Here is an 18,117-nt window from a genome sequence, read left to right as displayed (position 1 = left end):
TATGGGGGCGCGCAGGCGTGCAGGCGTGCAGGCACGCGCCTGTCGCAGGGACAGGCCGGCCGCTGCGGCCTTGACGCCTGGCGTGCTCAGTCGCCAGCAGCAGGCTTTGCCGCGACGGCGCCGCTCGCGTCGGTCGTGCCTTCGTAATCGATGACGAGGGTCGCGTTTTCCAGCAAGGGAATGCGTTTCTCGTAGGCGAAGCTGATTTCCGGGCTGGCGCCGTCGCGGCTGATGACCAGGTCACGGCCGCGCACGGCATCGACGTCGTTGATTTCAGCAAACTTGTCGAAAGCCTGCTGCATTTCGACAGCCGAGCCGCCTGCGGCCTTGGCCCGGGCAATGCCGTCGCGCACCGAACGGTATTCGAGGAAGGACGGCACGATCTTGATGGCCAGCACGACGAACAGGCCCAGCACCATCAGCACGACGATCAGACCGCTCAGCGAGAAACCCCGCTGCCGGTTCAGGCCCAATTGTTTCCGCTCGCGCAGCCTGCTGATCATATTTGTTCGCATATTGTTTCCTTGGCGACGCCGGTGCGCTTCACTGGATGCTGCCGATGCGCTTCGGATCGCTGAAGTTCATCCACACCAGGAAAGCCTTGCCGACGATATTTTTGTCGGGAACAAAACCCCAATAACGGCTGTCCGCACTGTTGTCACGGTTGTCGCCCATCATGAAGTAATTGCCTGCCGGTACGATACAGGTAAATTTATCGTACGAATAGTCGCAGGCTTCGCGTTGCGGGAAGTTCTCCACCGCGTCGAGGTTGAAGGCGCGCGCCGGTTCCGAATTCAGGATGCGGTGCTGGCTGCCCGGCAGTTTTTCGATGAAATGCTTGTGGTAGACCGGATTGTCGGAATCGAGATAGTCGTCGAGCGGCGTGTACTCGACCGGCTTGCCGTTCACCGTCAGGCGCTTGTTTTCGTAGGTGATGGTGTCGCCGGGCACGCCGATGACGCGCTTGATGTAATCCTGGGTCATGTCCTTCGGATACTTGAAGACCATGACGTCGCCGCGCTCTGGATTGTTCAGCTCGACGATCTTCTTGTTGATGATCGGCAGGCGAATACCATAGGTGTACTTGTTCACGAGGATCAGGTCGCCGATCTCCAGGGTCGGCACCATCGAGCTCGACGGGATCTTGAACGGCTCCCACAGGAAAGAGCGCAGGAAGAACACGATGGCGATCACCGGGAAGAAGCTGCCGGAGTACTCGACCCAGGTTGGCTGGCGCAGGAAGGCCGCTTCGATCGAGGCGCGCTTGTTGTTCTCGACCTTGATGCCTTCGCTGGTGAGCTTGGCGGCGCGTGCATCGTACTCGGCCAGTGCGGCGTTGGCCGCGGCGCGGCGCTGTTTGGACAGCACGAAGACGTCCCAGAACCAGATGGCGCCCGTGATCACCATGAGCACGAGCAGAATGAGCGCGAAATTCGCCAGGATCGATTGCATAGTTTATTTGTCTTCCACTTGGAGGATGGCGAGGAAGGCTTCTTGTGGAATTTCCACCGAACCTACCTGTTTCATCCGTTTTTTACCGGCTTTTTGTTTCTCAAGCAGTTTCTTCTTGCGGCTGATGTCGCCGCCATAGCATTTCGCCAGCACGTTCTTGCGCAGCGCCTTGACGTTTTCGCGCGAGATGATGGTGGCGCCGATGGCGGCCTGAATCGCCACGTCGAACATCTGGCGCGGGATCAGTTCGCGCATTTTCGCGGCCACCTGGCGTCCGCGGTAAGGCGCGTTGGCGCGGTGCACGATGATCGCCAGCGCGTCGACCCGTTCGCTGTTGATCAGCATGTCGACCTTGACCACGTCGGCCGAACGGTATTCCTTGAACTCGTAGTCCATCGAGGCATAGCCGCGCGACGTCGATTTCAGGCGATCGAAGAAGTCGAGCACGATCTCGGCCATCGGGATTTCGTAATGCAGCTTGACCTGGCGCCCGTGGTAGGCCATGTCCATCTGGAGGCCGCGCTTGCCGTTACACAGCGTCATCACCGAGCCCACATATTCTTGCGGCATGTACAGATTGACGTCGACGATCGGTTCGCGCACTTCGTTGATTTTCGAGGGCTCGGGCATCTTCGAAGGATTGTCGACGCGGATGATGCTGCCATCGCGCATCTCGACCTCGTACACGACGGTCGGCGCGGTGGTGATCAGGTCCATGTCGAATTCGCGCTCGAGGCGCTCCTGCACGATTTCCATGTGCAGCAAACCGAGGAAGCCGCAGCGGAAGCCGAAGCCCAGCGCCTGCGACACTTCCGGCTCGTACATCAGCGCAGCATCGTTGAGCTTGAGCTTTTCGAGCGAATCGCGCAGCGCGTCGTACTGGTTCGCTTCGACCGGGAACAGACCGGCGAAGACCTGCGGCTGGACTTCCTTGAAGCCCGGCAGCGGCGCGGCGGCGGGACGATTCGCCAGGGTGACCGTGTCGCCCACCTTGGCCGCCTTCAGTTCCTTGATGCCGGCGATGATGAAGCCCACCTGGCCGGCGGAGAGGGAAGGCAGCGAGACCGAGCGCGGCGTGAAGACGCCGATGCTTTCGACCAGGTTCACCGATTCGGTCGCCATCAGGAGGATCTTGTCTTTCGGGCGCAGCGTGCCGTTGACGACGCGCACCAGCATCACGACGCCGACATACGGGTCGTACCAGGAGTCGACGATCAGAGCCTGCAGCGGCGCGTCGACGTCGCCTGTCGGCGGCGGCACGCGCTTGATCAGGTCTTCCAGCACGTCTTCCACGCCGAGGCCGGACTTGGCCGAGCACATGACCGCTTCCGAAGCATCGATGCCGATGACGTCTTCGATTTCCTTCTTGGCATTGTCAGGATCGGCATGCGGCAGGTCGATCTTGTTCAGGACCGGCACCACTTCCACGCCCAGGTCGAGCGCGGTGTAGCAGTTGGCCACCGTCTGCGCCTCGACACCCTGGGACGCGTCGACGACCAGCAGCGCGCCTTCGCAGGCCGACAGCGAGCGCGAGACTTCGTAGCTGAAGTCGACGTGGCCGGGGGTGTCGATCAGGTTCAGGTTGTAGACCTGGCCGTCGCGCGCCTTGTATTGCAGGGCGGCGGTCTGCGCCTTGATCGTAATGCCGCGCTCGCGCTCCAGGTCCATCGAGTCGAGCACCTGCGCGTCCATTTCTCGGTCCGACAGGCCGCCGCACAGCTGGATGATGCGGTCGGCCAGGGTCGATTTACCGTGGTCGATGTGGGCGATGATGGAGAAGTTACGTATGTTGTTCATTAACAAAGCTCAAAACCAAAAAGGGGCGAGGCCGCAGGCGGGTGGCCGGCCGGCGCCGAAACTGCCGGCGCAATACGAAAAAAGCGCTCCATCGGGGGTCGTGTCTACCCCAGGCGAGCGCCTGAATTCAACTGAGTGCAACGGATATTAAGCTGAGAAGCCGCCGCGACAGCGACGGGGGCTTTTTTCAACCCTGCATTTTACCGGATTTCGAGGTAGAAAGCCCGGTTCATCGGCGCTTGGTCCGCGCTTTATCCGCGGTTCTGTCCGATATACCGCCGCACGGCGGCTTCGTCGAGGAAATAATGGCATAGCTCAGGCTCGTCGAGCCGGCCGTAGAGCACCGGCACCAGCTCGTTGAAGCGCGCTTCGAGCACCGGGTCGGCATCGACGTCGATGACGTCGACCTCGAAGGGCCGGCCCGGCGGCGCCATGGCCTGCAAGGCGGCCAGCATGTCCTCGCAAAGGTGGCACCAGCTGCGCGAATATAAGGTAAACGTCAAGGCGAACGCCCTTACCTGGCAGGCTTGATGACGATGTACTGCGTGACGTTGTCACGCCGCACCAGCACCGCGATGCTCTTCTTCGGGTCGAGTTTGCCCGCCAGCGCGTTGAACTGGGCCGCGTCCTTGATCTCGACGTTGTTCACCTGCAGGATCAGGTCGCCCGCCCGGATGCCGGCCGTGGCCGCCCTGCCCGCGGACGCCTCGACCGCGACACCGCCCTCGACGCGCAAGGTGCGCCGCTGCTCGGCCGTCAGGTTCGTCACTTGCAGGCCGAGCGCGTTCGTCGCAGCGCCCGGGGCAGGCTTGTTCGGCTGTGGCTTGGCAGCAGCCGTTTTCTCGTCCTCGAGGGCAACGATGGTGACGGGCACGTCGAGCTGGGCGCCGCGGCGCCACACGGTCACGGTGGCGCGCGTGCCGATTTTCGAGGCGCCCACGATGCGCGGCAGATCGCGCGTTGTTTCGATGGCCTGGCCATTGAATTTCAGGATGATGTCGCCGACCTTGATGCCGCCCTTTTCCGCCGGGCCGCCCGGCTCGACCATCGACACTTCGGCGCCGCGCGCCTTGCCCAGGCCCAGCGACTCGGCGACGTCGCGCGTCACCTCGCTGATTTGTACGCCAAGGCGCCCGCGCGTGACGGTGCCGGTTTTCTTGAGCTGGTCAGCCACGCGCATCACTTCGTCGATCGGCACGGCGAAGGAAATGCCGTTATAGGCGCCGGACAGGGTGGCGATCTGCGAATTGATGCCGATGACTTCGCCACGCATATTGATCAGGGGCCCGCCCGAATTGCCGGGATTGACGGCGACGTCGCTCTGGATCAGGGGCAGGAATTCGCCGGTATCGCGCGATTTCGCGGAAATGATGCCGGCAGTAACTGTATTGTCGAGGTTGAAAGGCGAACCGATGGCGATCACCCACTCGCCGACCCGGATCTTGCTCGAGTCGCCCGTGCGCAGGTAAGGCAGGTTGGCGCCGCTGACTTTCAACAGGGCGACATCGGAGCGGCGGTCCGAGCCAAGCACCTTGGCCTTGAACTCGCGGCGGTCGGTCAGCGTGACCGTCACTTCGTCGGCGCCATCGACGACGTGGGCATTGGTCAGCACATAGCCGTCATCGGAAATGATGAAGCCGGACCCGACGCCGCGCTGCACCTCCTGCTCTCCCTGCGGCTGGGGCGAGCGCCGGCGCGGAATCGGCTGGCCGAAGAAACGGCGCAGGAATTCCTGCATTTCCTCCTCGCCCGGACCACCCTGCCCGCTGCGCACCCGCTCGGTCGTGCGGATGTTGACCACCGCCGGCCCGGCCTTGTCGATCAGGTCGGAAAAGTCCGGCAAGCCGGTCACCACCGGCGTGGGAACGGGTGCGGCGCCGATCGCGGCGCCAGGGGTGGACAGGCCGGCGCACGCCAACAGCAGGGCCGACAGGACTAGGCGAGGGAATTTGCTTGTCATGGGAGTCAGGAATAAGGACGGAAATTGACCTTATGGTAAGCCGAAACCCCATGGCTTGTCGCGCAGAGTTGTGATGCGAGGAAGGGTCAGATGCGGGTCACGCCAGCCCGGGCAAGGCATCGCCGCCATGCCTGTCCCGCTCAGGGGAGCGCGGCCGCTTGTGCAGCGTGGACCGCCTCAGGAGGATGGCGAGGATGCGGCCAGCACCGCCGGCTTGCCAGCATGTTCGGCTTCGGTACTGGCAGCGCGGCGCGGGTGCAGCGGCTCGGCGGCAAGGCGGGCAGCCAGGCGCTTCGAAAAACCCGGCGACAAGTCGGCGGACTCTCCGGTGCGCAGCATGTCGCCGATGAGGTGATAGACTTCCCATGCTGCCCGCCCCTCGCTTGTCAGGAGCGCGGCGCTGGCAAGTTCGTGGTCGTCTTTTGGCAGCGCGTCGTCACAGAGGGCGGAGATACGCTCGCGGTTTTTCTTGTTCGTGTCCATCGGTGGTTCCATCAGTGGCTGCGTGATCCAAAATTACCAAAAATACCCAGGTTTCCGAAAACCCTGAAAGAGCAAGGTTTTCGCCTTGCGATCATCGCTACCTACCGACGTTTGTCAGTGGGAAAGTCAAGCAAAGGCCTCAGTTTCTCGGCTATGACTTCGCGCGCCCTGAAAATCCTGCTGCGCACCGTGCCAATTGGACAGGCCATCACTTCGGAGATTTCCTCGTAGCTTAAACCCTCAATTTCGCGCAGGACAATCGCCGTCCGCAGTTCCAGCGGTAGCGCTTCCATTGCTGCATTGACCGTGTACGCGATCTGCTTGCTCGCCAACACCGATTCGGGTGTGTTTATGTCGCGCAAGCTGTCCGCATCGTCAAACCCCTCAGCACGTTCCGAATCTGCCTCGGTCGAGGTCGGCGCGCGCCTGCCTTGCGTGACCAGAAAATTCTTTGCTGTATTAATTCCTATGCGATATAGCCAAGTATAAAACGCCGACTCGCCACGAAAGTGCCGCAGAGCCCGAAACGCTTTAATAAAGGTTTCTTGCACAACATCTTCCGCTTCGGCAGGGTCGTGCACGAGGCGCGACACCAGACGCATCAGCCTGCGCTGATACTTTGCCACCAACAAATCGAACGCCTGCCGGTCACCGGCCTGGACGCGTTCGACCAGCAGTTGATCACCCTCGCGTTCTGTTGTCACTGAGACGCCCCTCGGCCGCCCCACCCCGGGGGAGACCTCGATAACCTACTGCGCGTCGGTCTACCGGTCTGCGCTGCCAAGGCGATAGCTCGTCGTACCTTCGTACGACTGCGCTTCTTGACCAGCAGCCCTTCCGCTCGCTACGGTTCTCGAGGCCTCCCCAATGCTAAGAGTTGGCTGGTTGCAATAAGTTCAAAGTATTTCGTTCGTCGTTGCCGCCGGCGCGACGCGCCCGTACACGTGGCCAATTGCGACCCGCAGTGCCCGGTAGTCGGAGGGTGGCAGGCTGTCGTGCAGCACCGGCACCACCGTTCTTTTTCCATGCACATCGCTCAGATGCAATAGCAGGATGTGCGACCAGACCAGCGTTTCAGGCAACAGCATGACGACGATTCCGCTTGGGGCCAAAACCTCGGCCCTCATCTCCTGTTGTACCGTCAGGCGGATGGCGCCGGTTCCAGATACATCAATCCGGTGCGTCTTTGTCGCGCTAAGGCATCCGTGCAGGGAAAGCAGTCCTGCAACGAGGAAAAACACGGCGGATACGCTAGCGCCGACGAACTGTTGCTGTGTGATGAAAGCGACAACCAGACTTGCGACGAGGTTGGCCAGCGCAAACAGCGCAAGCATCGTGCGCAGGCTGCGTGACGGCGCGATGCGCGCGGACACGGCAAGTGACATAGGAGAAGAATGGAGAAGCGGAACGCCTGCCGCGCGCGGGATGCGGCAGGGTCAGGCGCCCGATTTGTTAGACAAGACCGGGCGCGACAGGTTCAGACCGGGAGCATGCTCCCGTTCCGGCCCTTACACCTTGGCGAACACGAGGGTACCGTTGGTACCGCCGAAACCGAAGGAATTTTTGACGGCGTAATCGATCTGCATGTCGCGCGCCGTGTTGGCCACGAAATCCAGGTCGCAAGCCGGGTCCTGGTTGAACAGGTTGATCGTCGGAGGCGATACCTGGTTCTTGATCGCCAGCACCGTGAACACCGACTCGATGCCGCCGGCGCCGCCCAGCAGGTGGCCGGTCATCGACTTGGTCGAGTTGACCACCAGCTTGTGCGCATGGTCGCCGAAGGTACGCTTGATGCCCTGCACTTCCGCCAGGTCGCCCAGGGGCGTCGAGGTGCCGTGTGCATTGACGTAATGCACCTGGTCCGGATTGATGCCGGCATTGCTCATGGCCGACACCATGCAACGGCTGGCGCCACTGCCGTCTTCCATCGGCGCGGTGATGTGGTTGGCATCGGCGCTCATGCCGAAGCCCAGCAGCTCGGCATAGATCTTCGCGCCGCGCGCCTTGGCGTGCTCGTACTCTTCGAGCACCATGACACCGGCGCCCTCGCCCAGCACGAAGCCGTCGCGGTCGCGGTCCCAGGGACGCGAGGCCGTGGCCGGGTCGTCGTTGCGCGACGACAGTGCGCGTGCCGAGGCAAAACCACCCAGGCCCAGCGGCGAGATGGTCGATTCGGCGCCGCCTGCGATCATCACGTCGGCATCGCCGTATTCGATCAGGCGGCCAGCCGCGCCAATGCAGTGCAGGCCCGTGGTACAGGCCGTGACGATGGCGAGGTTCGGACCGCGCAGGCCGTATTTAATGGAAAGATCGCCCGAGATCATGTTGATGATCGATGCCGGTACGAAGAAGGGCGAAATGCGGCGCGGGCCGCGCTTGTCGTACTCGTCCTTCTGCTCTTCGATCCGCGGCAAGCCGCCGATGCCGGAGCCGACAATCACGCCGATACGGTCGGCATTTTCTTCAGTAACTTCGAGTCCCGAATCCTGCAGCGCCTCGATGCCCGCTGCCATCCCGAAATGGATAAACGTATCCATGTTCCGGGCTTCCTTGGCGGGGAGGTAATCCTCGATATTGAAGCCTTTGACTTCGCCCGCAAAACGGGTCGAAAACGGCGTCGCATCGAACTTGGTGATGTTGGCAATGCCTGACTTGCCAGCCAGCGCTGCATCCCACGCCTCGGCAATCGTGTTGCCGATTGGTGAAATGCAGCCCAGGCCGGTAATGACAACGCGGCGGTTGCGTGAACGGCTCAAGCGAATCTCCCGGAAACTATAACAGCTTAAGCCTTGACGTGTGCGGTCGCGTAGTCGATCGCTTGCTTGACGGTGGTGATCTTCTCAGCCTGCTCGTCAGGGATTTCCATTTCGAACTCGTCTTCCAGGGCCATCACCAGCTCAACGGTGTCCAGGGAATCTGCGCCGAGGTCGTCGACAAACGAGGACTCGATTTTGATGTCGGCTTCTGCAACACCCAGTTGCTCAGCGACGATTTTTTTAACGCGTTGTTCGATATCCGACATGTTATAGCTCCATTAGGTATGTGTTGCGGAAAGTGCGCGCATTTTATCAGGTTTGCGCACTGAAAAACTATTTTCGGCGTCTGACGCTAATTCGGCCGAAACTCCTGCTAAAAGATGAGAACCTGCCGCCAATTAAAATGAGGCATGCTCAAGCGTGCGCACCATTTTTCCTGTTCGGCAATGCTCATCCTTAATTCATGTACATGCCGCCATTCACGTGCAGCGTGGTTCCGGTGACGTAGGCGGCGGTCGGGCCGGCCAGGAAAGCCACGGCATGGGCGATGTCTTCGGGCTGGCCGAGGCGGCCCAGCGGAATTTGGGTCAGCAGCGCTTCGTGCTGGCCTTCGCCCAGTCCCTTGGTCATGTCGGTGTCGATGAAGCCCGGCGCCACGCAATTGACGGTAATGTTGCGGCTGCCGATTTCACGCGCCAGGGCGCGCGTCATGCCGGCCACGCCGGCCTTGGCGGCGGCGTAATTCATCTGGCCCGGGTTGCCCGAGGAGCCCACCACCGAGGTGATATTGATGATGCGGCCATGCTTGGCCTTCATCATGCCGCGCAGGACGGCGCGCGACAGGCGGCCGACGGCCGTCAGGTTGGTCGCAATCACGCTGTCCCACTCTTCATCCTTCATGCGCATGGCCAGGTTGTCCTGGGTGATGCCGGCATTGTTGACCAGGATGGCAAGCGGGCCGACGGTCTTTTGTACCTCGTCGACGACGGCCGTGCAGCGCGCCGCGTCGGTGACGTCGAGCACGACGCCCTTGCCGCCGAATTCGGCGAGATAAGCGCTGATCGCTTCGGCGCCGGCGTCGCTGGTGGCGGTGCCGACGACGGTGGCGCCCTGGCGTGCCAGTTCGAGTGCAATGGCTTTGCCGATACCACGCGAGGCGCCGGTGACGAGGGCGACTTGTTTATCCAGATTCATGTGATTCCTGTTCTTTTCTATTACGAAGCGTTGATACTTGCCAGCACCCGCTCGAGCGAAGCCTGGTCGAGCAGCGCTTCCCCGGCCAGCACCGGATCGATGCGCTTGGCCATGCCGATCAGGGTCTTGCTTGGCGCGCATTCGATCACCTGGGTGACGCCCGCGGCGGCCATCTTCTGCATCGTCTCGACCCAGCGCACGGCGCCGGCCGCCTGGCGCACCAGGGCGTCCTTGATCGCTTCCGGATCCTTCACGATCGCCACGTCGACATTGTTGATCAAATCGATGCGGGGTGCGTGGAATCTCAAGCCGGCCATGTAATCGCGCAGGCGGTCCGAGGCGGGCTTGAGCAGCGACGAGTGGAACGGGGCGGAAACCGACAGCTTCATGGCGCGCTTGGCGCCCCTGGCCTTGGCGATTTCGCAGGCGCGGTCGATCGCGGCGGCATGGCCGGCGATCACGATCTGGGTCGGCTCGTTGAAGTTGACCGCTTCGACCACCTCGCCCTGGGCAGCTTCGAGGCAGACAGCGCGCACCTCGTCCGCGGATAAACCGAGCACGACGGCCATGCCGCCCTGCCCGACCGGCACCGCTTCCTGCATCGACTGCGCGCGAAAGCGCACCAGCGGCACCGCATCCTTGAAATCGATGACGCCGGCGGCGACCAGCGCCGAATATTCGCCCAGGCTGTGGCCGGCGACGACCGATGGCACCGCTCCGCCGGCGGCGATCCAGGCGCGGTACACGGCCACGGCCGCGGTCAGCATCACCGGCTGGGTGTTGGTGGTGAGGTCGAGTTCTTCCTTCGGGCCCTCGGCGATCAGGCGGCCCAGGTCCATGCCGAGCGCGTCGGACGCCTCGGCGACCGTTTGCGCGACCACCGGGTTGCCGGCGAAGCCGTTCAGCATGCCGACCGCTTGCGCGCCCTGGCCGGTGAACAGGAATGCGAATGTGCTCATCTTGTTATTTTTCCTTTAGTACGTGATTACATGCGTGCCAACACCGCGCCCCAGGTGAAACCACCGCCGACGCCTTCCATCAAGACATTGTCGCCCGGCTTGACGCGACCATCGCGCACTGCAAGGTCGAGCGCCAGCGGAATCGACGCGGCCGAGGTATTGCCGTGCTCGTCCACCGTCACCACCATGCGATCGAGCGGCAGGCCGAGTTTCTTGGCGGTGCTCTTCATGATGCGGATATTGGCCTGGTGCGGGATCAGCCAGTCCACATCCGACGCCTTCATCTGCGCCGCGTCCAGCACTTCGGTCGCCACTTCCTCGAGCACCGTGACCGCCAGCTTGAAGACGGCCTGGCCGTCCATGTGCAGGAAGCCGCCGCTGGCCGGGCTGCCGGCGGGATTCGGGGGAATCGAGAGGATGTCGGAATGGGTACCGTCGGCATGCAGCTTGGCCGCCAGGATGCCCGGCTCGTTCGAGGCCGCCATCACCACGGCGCCGGCGCCGTCGCCGAACAGCACGCAGGTGGTGCGGTCGTCGAAATTCAGGATGCGCGAAAACACTTCGGAGCCGATCACCAGCACCGTGCGGTGCATGCCGGCCTTGATGAAGGCGTCGGCGGTGGCCATCGCGTACACGAAGCCGCTGCAGACGGCCTGCACGTCGAAGGCTGCGCTGTGGTTGGTCATGCCGAGTTTGCGCTGGACGATGCAGGCGGTGCTCGGGAAACTGCCCTGGAAGTCAGGGGTCGAGCTGGCCACGATCACCATGTCGACGTCCTGCGCCGTCTTGCCGGCCATTTCCAGCGCGCGCCCTGCGGCCAGGACGGCGAGGTCCGACGAGTTCTGGTCGGCGGCGGCGTAGTAGCGTGCAGAGATACCGCTACGCGAACTGATCCATTCGTCCGAGGTTTCGATGCCGCGTTCGGCCAGCTCCACAGCCAGCTGGTCGTTGCTGACCCTGCGTGCCGGCAGATAACTGCCGGTGCCGATGATTTTGCTGTAGACAGTCATTGCATCTCCACCCATCCGTCGTCGTGTTTCGGTGTTATTCCGTTATGGATCAACCCTGGCGCTGGGCGCCGGGCGTGTCTGGCATCAAATCGGCGATCATCGTCGACAGTTGCTCTTGTACATTATTTTTCGCCGCATCGAAAGCGCGTTTCAGCGCCCATTCGAAGGCATAGGCATTCGCGCCGCCATGGCTTTTGAAGACCAGGCCCTTCAGGCCCAGTAAACCAGCGCCGTTGTAGCGCTCCGGGTTCAGCTTTTTCAGCGCGCCGCGGGCGATCAGCGCGCCCAGCATCGACAGTGCGCTTTGCTTGAACACCGTTTTCATGAAACGCGACAGGCCTTCGATGGCTTTCAGGGTAACGTTCCCCACGAAACCGTCGCAGACGACGACATTCGTCGTGCCCTTGAAGATGTCGTTGCCCTCGACGTTGCCGTAAAAGTTCAGCACGCCGCGCGCATGATCGGCGCGCAGCAGGGCCGCGGTATTCTTGACGACCTCATTGCCCTTGATCTCTTCGGTGCCGACGTTCAGGAGGCCGATGGTCGGCCTGGCAACGCCTTCCATCGCCGAGAACAGGACCGAGCCCATGATCGCGAACTGGTGCAGGTGGTGCGGCTCGCAATCGACGTTGGCGCCGAGGTCGAGCATGTAGGTCGGGCCATTCTTCTGGTTCGGCAGGATCGAGCAGATCGCCGGGCGGTCGACGCCGGCCATCGTCTTCAGGACGTAGCGCGACACCGCCATCAGCGCGCCGGTATTGCCGGCCGAGACGCAGGCATGGGCGCTGCCGTCCTTGACCAGCTCGACGGCGACGCGCATCGAGGAATCCTTCTTGCGGCGCAGCGCGACTTCGACCGGATCGTCCATCGCCACCACTTCGGAAGCGTGACGGACCGAGAGGCGCGGATTGGCGCCGGCATGGTGTTTTTTCAGTTCCGCACGCAGCACGTCTTCGAGGCCAACCAGGATCAGTTCGGCCTCGGGCTGCTGTTTCAGGAACGATAACGCTGCGGGAATCGTGACGGAAGGACCGTGGTCTCCGCCCATGCAGTCGATGGATATTTTAATTGTCATCTGTGGGGTAAAACCGCGAATCGCACGTGGCGAGCGGCTGGGTGCATGCGCGCCGGGACGCGATGACGGCGCCTGACAAGCGCTGAGGCAGCCGTGAGGGCGCACAAGGTGCACCGGGTACAAAGAAAAAGCGGCGCCACGCACTCAACATACGTTGCACCGCTTTCATGGTACGAAAAACAAGACGGCGATTACTCGTCGTTCTTGGTCTTCAGGACTTTGCGACCACGGTAAAAGCCGTTCGGGCTGATGTGGTGACGCAGGTGGGTTTCACCGGTGGTCGGCTCGACTGCCAGGTTGGGGGCAACCAGGAAATCGTGCGAACGGTGCATACCGCGCTTCGAAGGGGATTTCTTGTTCTGCTGAACTGCCATGATGACTCCTAATACTAAAGTTCGAAAATTCTAACACAATCGATTTGCAAAAACATGCACATCGAGTATCCAACCGGCAATCTCACGATTACCGGCATGTTTAAAACGCTGCCCTGACATACTCGACTGTGCACGCGTTGACTACAACTGCTAACTACTTGCTGCCAATTGGCTTATTCGGATTTCAGGGTCTTCAAGCCGGCGAAGGGCGAGACCTTTTCAGACTTCAGGGTGTCAAGCACACTGGTGTCGGGACAAATCTGGTGTTTCGGCGCCTGCGGCAAGGCCAGCAGGGCTTCATCTTCGAGCAGCTCGCGGATATCGGCAGCATGGCTGCCGACGATCACGTCGACGCTGTCGTCGTCGAGGATTTCCTCGAAGCTGTCGGCTTCCGCATCGTCGCGCCCCAAAACCAGCTGGGTCGACGAATCGATATGGTAGTCGAACGGGGCCAGGCAACGCTGGCATACCAACTGGACCGGACCGGCCACGGACAGGACCATGGTCGGATAGCCTTGCGGGGTACTGCCGCCCTGGATCGACCAGGAGATCTCGCCGGTATTATTGGCGCAATCGGCTGCCAGGCGGGACATTTCCGTGACCGGGGTCACTCCTTCGCGATAGCCTTTGGTACGGCAGAACTCAAAGGCGTCGATGACAAAAGCGCTCATTGCAGAAAACGTCCCCGGAAAACCTGCGATAATAACAGGCTTATCCCCGCCTAGTCAAAGGCTTGGCGCGTTTTTTTGGCCCGCAGCGGCACAGCCGTTGCAGGCCTGCAAAGCATCGATCCGAGACGGTCCGACATGATACCAAGTTCTACCCAGCCGCGCCTGATCCTTGCATCGAGCTCGGCCTATCGCCGCGAACTGCTGCAACGCCTGCAGCTTCCCTTCGAGGCGATCGCGCCGCAGATCGACGAAACCCCGGCGCCGGGCGAAGCTCCCGAGGCGACCGCGCTGCGCCTGGCGCAGGCCAAGGCCGGCGCGATCGCCCGCCTGCATCCGGGCGCGCTCGTCATCGGCTCCGACCAGGTCGCCACGCTCGACGGCGAACAGATCGGCAAACCCGGCGACCACGCGCGCGCCCTGCGGCAGTTGCAAACCATGCGCGGGCGCGAAGTCGTGTTCCACACGGCGCTGTGCCTGTGGGATGGACGCGTCACGGATCCCGTCGAGGCGGCCAGGCTGGCCCAGCGCGAAAACGTGCAGGTCTTCGTGCGCTTTCGCGACCTGCCGGATGCCGAGCTCGACGCCTACCTGCGCATCGAGCAGCCCTATGACTGCGCCGGCAGCGCCAAGAACGAAGGGCTCGGCATCGCCCTGCTCGAGCGCATCGAATCGAGCGACCCGACCGCCCTCACCGGCCTGCCCCTGATCGCCCTGAGCGGCATGCTGCGCCGCGCCGGGGTCGCTTTCTTCGGCATCCGCAACTCTTAACCAAGCTTCACTAACGAACCAATGCCCGGCACCCTCTACCTGATCCCGAATACCCTTGGCCCCACCGACGCCGTTCCCGGCGCCCTGTCCCACGTCCTGCCCGGCCAGGTGCAGGCAATTGCCTCGCAACTCGGCTATTTCGTCGCTGAAAACGCGAAAACCGCGCGCGCCTTTTTAAAACTCGTCGCCATCGACCATCCGCTGGCCACGGCGCTGCAGGAAATCCGGATCGCGGAACTGAACGTCAACACACCCGCCTCGATGCTGGAGCAATTGCTCCAGCCGCTGCTGCAAGGCGAAGACGCCGGGCTGGTCTCCGAGGCCGGCGTGCCGGCCGTGGCCGATCCCGGCGCCGACCTGGTGCGCCTGGCGCACGCCAACGGGATCACGGTGCGCCCGCTGGTCGGGCCGTCCTCGTTGCTGCTGGCGGTCATGGCAAGCGGCCTGAACGGCCAAAGTTTTGCCTTCAATGGCTATTTGCCGACCGACGCCGCCGCCCGCAGCAAGCGCATCCGCGAACTGGAAACCCGCTCGCGGAGCGAAAAACAGACGCAGTTGCTGATCGAGACGCCCTACCGCAACGGCCAGATGCTCGAGGCCCTGGTCAGCAGCTGCCAGCCGGGCACGCTCGTGTGCGTGGCCACCGACCTCTCGCTGCCGAGCGAATCGATCCGCACGCTGACGGCGGCAAAGTGGAAGGCGCAACTGGCGGCGGGCAAGGCGCCGGACTTTCACAAGAAGCCGACGGTGTTCCTGTTTTTGGCGTAGGGGTGGTCGAGGCCAGTGGCCTCGATGACCCCTACGCTTCGCTCACCAGCTCGCGGACCCAATCAAACGCCGCCAGCTCGATCTCGCGCACCTGTTTCGAGCTCAGCTGCAGCTTGCGCAGGGCGGCCGTGAACTGGCGGTCGGTATCGGCTTTTTCCAGGCGCTCGACGAGGTCGAGCATGGTGCCGAGGTCGCCGGCGCGTTCCAGCAGCGCGGCGCGCACGTCGGCGGCCAGCTCGACATTGTCAAGCACCTCGGCCATCGGCATCGAAAACAGCGCGTCGGCCAGGGACATGATGCCCACCGTGAAGGCGCGTTCGGCGCCGACAATGTCGCCCGGGCGCACCTGCAGCGACATCAGCTCGAGCAGCTTGCCGCGCGTGGTGGCCAGCTGCAGCAGCGGCGAGGCCAGTTCGTCCGGATTGCCCGAGGTGGTATACATCAGGATCTCGAGCCAGCGGCGCAACTGCTTGCGGCCGAGCTTGCTTAATGCTTCCGCGACCGATTCGATCCGGTCTTCCGGACCCGCGGCGCGGCTGTTGACCAGGCGTAGCAGGTTCAGGCTGATCAGCGCATCGCGCTTGACGGCCGTTTCGATCACGCTGTTGTCGGCCGGGCTGTTGATCAGCTCGAGCAGGTGCAGGATCACCAGTTTCGAAGGCGCAATCTTGCGGCCGCTGAGGATATCGGGCCGGGCAAAATAATAACCCTGGAAAAAATCGAAGCCGAGCTCCTGGCACAGGCGGAACTCGCTCTGCGTTTCGACCTTTTCAGCCAGCAGCTTCTTGCCGGCCGCGTGCATCGACGCCACCAGCGGGCCCAGGGCCTCGACGCTCACGCCTTGCAGGTCGATCTTGACGACATCGACGAGGTGGAGCAGCTGCTCGACCTCGCTGGTGTGCTCGACCACGTCGTCCAGCGCGAACTTGAAGCCGAGCCGTTTCAGCTCGGCCACGCGGGCCAGCAACGGCTGGGTCGGCTTGACGGTCTCGAGGATTTCGAGGATAACCTTATTCGGAGGCAGGAATCGGACAAAATCGCTCATCAGGACGACTTCATCGACGTTCACGAATGCCAATTTCTCCCCGACCACCTGCGACAACCCAAGCTGCGAGGCGTGGGAAATGACGGCGGCGGTTGCGGCGGCGCCGTCGGTCAGGCGCGCGTCATCGTGCTCGCCTGCAGCGCGAAACAATAGCTCAAAGGCAACCAGATGCTGGTCGCGGCCGAGAATCGGCTGACGCGCGAGGAAAAATTCGTCGGACGGTATCGTGGCCGATACTGCCCTTACTTCGGCATGCATGGAAGCTCCTGAAAACAATTGTCGCGCGGCAGGCGCGACAGCAGGCGCACGTACTCGCACACCTCGTCGACTATACACCAAAATAGTCAATCTTTACATTTTTACATCGAAATCGGGCGGGCGGCCGGCGTGCGCTGTTGCGCGCACGCGCCGTGTCGGATGCACTATACGGAGCTGACTAGCGGCAGAGCCGGCGCTTGACAGGCTTCGGCTCAGCGTGGCTTGCGCGAGCGCGCCGGAGCGGCGCCGCCGCCAGCGGGCCGCGGGGTCGCCGGCCGGCCAGCCGCGCCGCTCGCCTGCGGCCGTGCGGCGGGTGCGCGTGGAGCCGCCCCGTCCGCCACCGGGCGTGAAAAGCGCTTGGCACGCGAGGCCGCTTCCACCTTGGAGGCGGTGCTGGCGTCGGCACGTGTGTTGGGCGTGGCAAGCTTGGCGCTCGGTGCGCCGATCGGGCGGCGCGCGTCGGCCGCGGCCGCGGCTTCCTCGGCCATCCGCTGCACCGAAGGCTGGCCTGGCAAGCGCAGGCTGCCCGTGCCCGACAAAGGGCTGGCGCGGCGTGCATTGCCGACCGGCTGGCGCGCCGCGCCGCCGGCGCCGACCCGGCCCGATGCCGCACCCGTGACCTGGGTGCCGCGCTCGATCACGAAGGTAGCGCCCGCATCCTTGCCCAGCACCTTGACCAGGTAAGGCAGGGTCTCGCGCAGCAGCGGCTCGAGCGTGTACGGCGGATTCAGGATGAACATGCCGCTGCTGTGCAGGCCGAAACCATCCGGTCCCGGGGTCGACACCGTCAGCGTCACGTTCAGCCATTCCTTGGCCGGCAGGCGCTTGAGGCGGTCGGCGAACTGGCGCGATTCCATGCGCTGCAGCAGCGGGTACCAGACGGCATAGATGCCGGCCGGGAAGCGCCCGAGCGCATCCTCGATCGCATCCTTCACCTTGCGGTAATCGTCCTTCATTTCATAGGGCGGGTCGATCAGCACCAGCGCGCGGCGCGATGGCGGCGGCAGCAGGGCTTTCATGCTGTGGAAGCCGTCGCCGCGCTCGATCATCACGCGCCGGCCGCGCGCTCGCTCGCCCTGCTCCGCCTTGTGCGCTTCGACCTTGCGGAAGTTTTCCGCCAAAATCTTGCTGTCGGCGGGATGCAGTTCGAACAGGCGCAGGCGGTCGTCGGGCCGCGTCATCTGGTCGGCCACATAGGGGGAGCCCGGGTAGTAGCGCATCTTGCCGCTCGGGTTCATGCCCTTGACCAGGTTGAGGTAGTCGGCCAGCGCCGGCGGGATATCGGTGCGCGACCAGAGCGGACCGATACCGGTATCGAACTCGGCCTTCTTGGTCGCGAACGAACTGTCGAGCGCATACACGCCGGCGCCCGAATGGGTGTCGATATAGGTGTAGGCCGTGTCCTTCTGGTTCATGTACAGGTGAAGCTGCACCTGGACGAAGTGCTTGAGGACGTCGGCGTGATTACCCGCGTGAAAGGCGTGGCGGTAGCTCAACATAGGGGAAATTCCAAAAAAATAGGGTAGATGCAGATGCCGCCGAGCGGG

General features: G+C 62.9%; 20 protein-coding genes. 2 read left to right on the top strand and 18 right to left on the bottom strand.

What is annotated here, in order from left to right; all coding sequences use genetic code 11:
* Nucleotides 1–86: 86 nt before the first annotated feature.
* The 16 genes from AC56KZ_RS11030 to AC56KZ_RS10955 form a co-directional block, all read right to left on the bottom strand.
* A complete protein-coding gene (locus AC56KZ_RS11030) occupies nucleotides 87–515 on the bottom strand; it encodes a DUF4845 domain-containing protein (protein ID WP_497162214.1) in 429 nt (142 codons plus the stop codon).
* 28 nt (nucleotides 516–543) lie between these two features.
* Nucleotides 544–1,452 (bottom strand): signal peptidase I, encoded by a 909-nt coding sequence (gene lepB, locus AC56KZ_RS11025; RefSeq protein WP_497162213.1) that lies wholly within the window; start codon nucleotides 1,450–1,452, stop codon nucleotides 544–546.
* A 3-nt stretch (nucleotides 1,453–1,455) separates the two neighbouring features.
* Nucleotides 1,456–3,249, bottom strand: a complete 1,794-nt coding sequence (lepA, locus tag AC56KZ_RS11020) for a translation elongation factor 4 (RefSeq protein WP_497162212.1) — start codon at nucleotides 3,247–3,249, stop codon at nucleotides 1,456–1,458.
* A gap of 251 nt (nucleotides 3,250–3,500) precedes the next feature.
* Nucleotides 3,501–3,752, bottom strand: coding sequence for a glutaredoxin family protein (locus AC56KZ_RS11015; protein WP_497162211.1), 252 nt, complete (start codon nucleotides 3,750–3,752; stop codon nucleotides 3,501–3,503).
* A gap of 11 nt (nucleotides 3,753–3,763) precedes the next feature.
* The gene (locus AC56KZ_RS11010) at nucleotides 3,764–5,209 is read right to left on the bottom strand and encodes a DegQ family serine endoprotease (RefSeq protein WP_497162210.1); all 1,446 of its coding nucleotides are present in this window, start codon (nucleotides 5,207–5,209) and stop codon (nucleotides 3,764–3,766) included.
* Nucleotides 5,210–5,386: 177 nt separating this feature from the next.
* Nucleotides 5,387–5,704, bottom strand: a complete 318-nt coding sequence (locus AC56KZ_RS11005) for a sigma-E factor negative regulatory protein (RefSeq protein WP_497162209.1) — start codon at nucleotides 5,702–5,704, stop codon at nucleotides 5,387–5,389.
* 89 nt (nucleotides 5,705–5,793) lie between these two features.
* A complete protein-coding gene (gene rpoE / locus AC56KZ_RS11000; protein ID WP_497162208.1) occupies nucleotides 5,794–6,396 on the bottom strand; it encodes an RNA polymerase sigma factor RpoE in 603 nt (200 codons plus the stop codon).
* Between the two features lie 192 nt (nucleotides 6,397–6,588).
* The gene (locus AC56KZ_RS10995; RefSeq protein ID WP_497162207.1) at nucleotides 6,589–7,065 is read right to left on the bottom strand and encodes a protein YgfX; all 477 of its coding nucleotides are present in this window, start codon (nucleotides 7,063–7,065) and stop codon (nucleotides 6,589–6,591) included.
* 135 nt (nucleotides 7,066–7,200) lie between these two features.
* Nucleotides 7,201–8,448, bottom strand: a complete 1,248-nt coding sequence (gene fabF / locus AC56KZ_RS10990; RefSeq protein WP_497162206.1) for a beta-ketoacyl-ACP synthase II — start codon at nucleotides 8,446–8,448, stop codon at nucleotides 7,201–7,203.
* A 26-nt stretch (nucleotides 8,449–8,474) separates the two neighbouring features.
* The gene (gene acpP, locus AC56KZ_RS10985) at nucleotides 8,475–8,714 is read right to left on the bottom strand and encodes an acyl carrier protein (RefSeq protein ID WP_020653257.1); all 240 of its coding nucleotides are present in this window, start codon (nucleotides 8,712–8,714) and stop codon (nucleotides 8,475–8,477) included.
* A 190-nt stretch (nucleotides 8,715–8,904) separates the two neighbouring features.
* Nucleotides 8,905–9,642 carry a 3-oxoacyl-ACP reductase FabG gene (fabG, locus tag AC56KZ_RS10980; protein WP_497162205.1) on the bottom strand — a complete coding sequence of 246 codons (738 nt, stop codon included), beginning with the start codon at nucleotides 9,640–9,642 and terminating at the stop codon, nucleotides 8,905–8,907.
* Between the two features lie 20 nt (nucleotides 9,643–9,662).
* On the bottom strand, nucleotides 9,663–10,601 hold the full coding sequence (gene fabD / locus AC56KZ_RS10975; protein ID WP_497162204.1) for an ACP S-malonyltransferase: 939 nt from the start codon (nucleotides 10,599–10,601) through the stop codon (nucleotides 9,663–9,665).
* A gap of 26 nt (nucleotides 10,602–10,627) precedes the next feature.
* Nucleotides 10,628–11,611, bottom strand: a complete 984-nt coding sequence (locus AC56KZ_RS10970; protein ID WP_497162203.1) for a beta-ketoacyl-ACP synthase III — start codon at nucleotides 11,609–11,611, stop codon at nucleotides 10,628–10,630.
* Between the two features lie 49 nt (nucleotides 11,612–11,660).
* Nucleotides 11,661–12,686: a phosphate acyltransferase PlsX gene (plsX, locus tag AC56KZ_RS10965; RefSeq protein WP_497162202.1), complete on the bottom strand. Its 1,026-nt coding sequence runs from the start codon at nucleotides 12,684–12,686 to the stop codon at nucleotides 11,661–11,663.
* Nucleotides 12,687–12,877: 191 nt separating this feature from the next.
* On the bottom strand, nucleotides 12,878–13,060 hold the full coding sequence (gene rpmF, locus AC56KZ_RS10960) for a 50S ribosomal protein L32 (RefSeq protein ID WP_028104096.1): 183 nt from the start codon (nucleotides 13,058–13,060) through the stop codon (nucleotides 12,878–12,880).
* A gap of 173 nt (nucleotides 13,061–13,233) precedes the next feature.
* Nucleotides 13,234–13,731: a YceD family protein gene (locus tag AC56KZ_RS10955; protein ID WP_497162201.1), complete on the bottom strand. Its 498-nt coding sequence runs from the start codon at nucleotides 13,729–13,731 to the stop codon at nucleotides 13,234–13,236.
* A gap of 135 nt (nucleotides 13,732–13,866) precedes the next feature.
* Between AC56KZ_RS10955 and AC56KZ_RS10950 the strand changes: the two genes are divergently transcribed.
* Together AC56KZ_RS10950 and AC56KZ_RS10945 are read left to right on the top strand one after the other, a co-directional pair.
* Complete coding sequence (locus AC56KZ_RS10950) at nucleotides 13,867–14,499, top strand: Maf-like protein (RefSeq protein WP_497162200.1); 633 nt, start codon at nucleotides 13,867–13,869, stop codon at nucleotides 14,497–14,499.
* A 21-nt stretch (nucleotides 14,500–14,520) separates the two neighbouring features.
* Nucleotides 14,521–15,267 (top strand): SAM-dependent methyltransferase, encoded by a 747-nt coding sequence (locus AC56KZ_RS10945; protein ID WP_497162199.1) that lies wholly within the window; start codon nucleotides 14,521–14,523, stop codon nucleotides 15,265–15,267.
* A gap of 31 nt (nucleotides 15,268–15,298) precedes the next feature.
* On the opposite strand, the gene AC56KZ_RS10940 is transcribed toward AC56KZ_RS10945, so the two are convergent.
* Nucleotides 15,299–16,570 (bottom strand): EAL and HDOD domain-containing protein, encoded by a 1,272-nt coding sequence (locus AC56KZ_RS10940; RefSeq protein WP_497162198.1) that lies wholly within the window; start codon nucleotides 16,568–16,570, stop codon nucleotides 15,299–15,301.
* A 212-nt stretch (nucleotides 16,571–16,782) separates the two neighbouring features.
* The gene (locus AC56KZ_RS10935; RefSeq protein WP_497162197.1) at nucleotides 16,783–18,069 is read right to left on the bottom strand and encodes a 23S rRNA (adenine(2030)-N(6))-methyltransferase RlmJ; all 1,287 of its coding nucleotides are present in this window, start codon (nucleotides 18,067–18,069) and stop codon (nucleotides 16,783–16,785) included.
* Nucleotides 18,070–18,117 lie beyond the last annotated feature (48 nt).

The sequence above is a fragment of the Telluria sp. LT2P34 genome (assembly GCF_059685915.1).
This window is presented reverse-complemented; position numbering and strand designations above follow the sequence as displayed.